This window comes from Streptomyces sp. NPDC007189, assembly GCF_040703635.1.
Lineage (GTDB): Bacteria > Actinomycetota > Actinomycetes > Streptomycetales > Streptomycetaceae > Streptomyces.
This window is the reverse complement of sequence record NZ_JBEYEY010000070.1, coordinates 1-1,392: the sequence shown is the minus strand read 5'-3', so window position 1 is coordinate 1,392 and position 1,392 is coordinate 1. Positions and strand designations below refer to the sequence as shown.

Annotated in this window: 1 protein-coding gene; it reads right to left on the bottom strand. The window is 66.2% G+C overall.

The genetic code is table 11. The annotated features are described in order from the left end of the window. Positions 1-41 precede the first annotated feature (41 nt). On the bottom strand, positions 42-1,247 hold the full coding sequence (locus AB0950_RS40385) for an IS256 family transposase (protein ID WP_366780813.1): 1,206 nt from the start codon (positions 1,245-1,247) through the stop codon (positions 42-44). Positions 1,248-1,392: the final 145 nt, after the last annotated feature.

Below are 1,392 nucleotides of genomic sequence, written 5' to 3'. Positions count from 1 at the left end.
GGGAGTGTCAACTTAACGGCTGATCTTGGTTGTTGAGGTGGTCAGCGGTTGCTTGGGTTCAGTCGGCCGTCGAAGGCGATCTGGAAGGCGTTCAGCGGCGCCTTCCAGCGCATGGTCCACCTGCGCCGGCCCTTGCCGGTCGGGTCGAGGCTCATCAGCGCGAGGTAGACGCATTTGAGGGCGGCGGCTTCGGTCGGGAAGTGGCCGCGAGCCCGCACGGCCTTGCGGATGCGGGCGTTGACCGACTCGATGGCATTCGTCGAGCAGATGACTTTGCGGATCTCCACGTCGTAGGCGAGGAAGGGGACGAACTCCGCCCAGGCGTCCGACCACAGCTTCACGATCGCCGGGTACTTCTTTCCCCAGACCTCGGTGAACTCCAAGAACCGTTCCTCGGCCGCCTCGGCCGTAGGCGCGGTGTAGACGGGCCGGAGGGCCTTGGCGAGTTTGTCCCAGTCCTGGCGGGCCGCGTAACGGAACGAGTTGCGCAGGAGATGGACGATGCAGGTCTGGACAATCGTTCGAGGCCAGACGGTCTCCACCGCGTCGGGCAGGCCCTTCAGTCCGTCGCAGACCAGCATCAGCACGTCCTCGAGGCCGCGGTTCTTCAACTCGGTGAACACCTGCAGCCAGTACTTTGCCCCCTCGCCGCCGTCGCCGGCCCAGATGCCGAGGATGTCCCGCTCGCCCTCCACGGTCACCGCCATGACCAGGTAGATCGGCCGGTTGGCGACCTGCTGGTCGCGGATCTTCACGTTGATCGCGTCGACGAACAGGACCGGGTAGACGCGGTCCAGCGGGCGGCTCTGCCAGGCGGCCATGCCCTCCATGACCTGGTCGGTGATGGTGGAGATGGTCTGCTTGGACACCTCGGCCCCATAGACCTCGGCCAGGTGGGCGGAGATCTCGCCGTGTGTGAGCCCCTTCGCGGACAGCGACAGCACCATCTCATCGACCCCGGTCAGCCGCCGCTGCCGCTTCTTGACGATCTGCGGCTCGAACGTGCCCGAGGTGTCCCGCGGCACCTTGACCTCGACCGGCCCGACGTCGGTCAGCACGGTCTTGGCCCGGCTTCCGTTGCGGGAGTTGCCGCTGCCCCGGCCGGCCGCATCGTGTTTCTCGTAGCCGAGGTGATCGGTGATCTCACCTTCCAGGGCAGATTCCAAGACCCGCTTGGTCAGCTGCTGCAGCAGCCCACCCTGCCCGGTCAGCTGCAGCCCCTCCGACCGGGCCCGCTCCACCAGCATCGCGACCAGTTGCTCGTCGGACACGGGCGCAGGCTGCCCCAACTGGGCACTCTCGACAGGCTCCACGGTCTCCAACTCCACGGCGGTGTCAGTCACTTGACGTCTCTCCCATGATCGTCGGATCCGCCGTTAGATTTACACTCCC

Bases quoted from the DNA above. Each gene is read 5' to 3' on its own strand.
- AB0950_RS40385 (WP_366780813.1), bottom strand. From the start codon at position 1,247: ATGCTGGTGGAGCGGGCCCGGTCGGAGGGGCTGCAGCTGACCGGGCAG.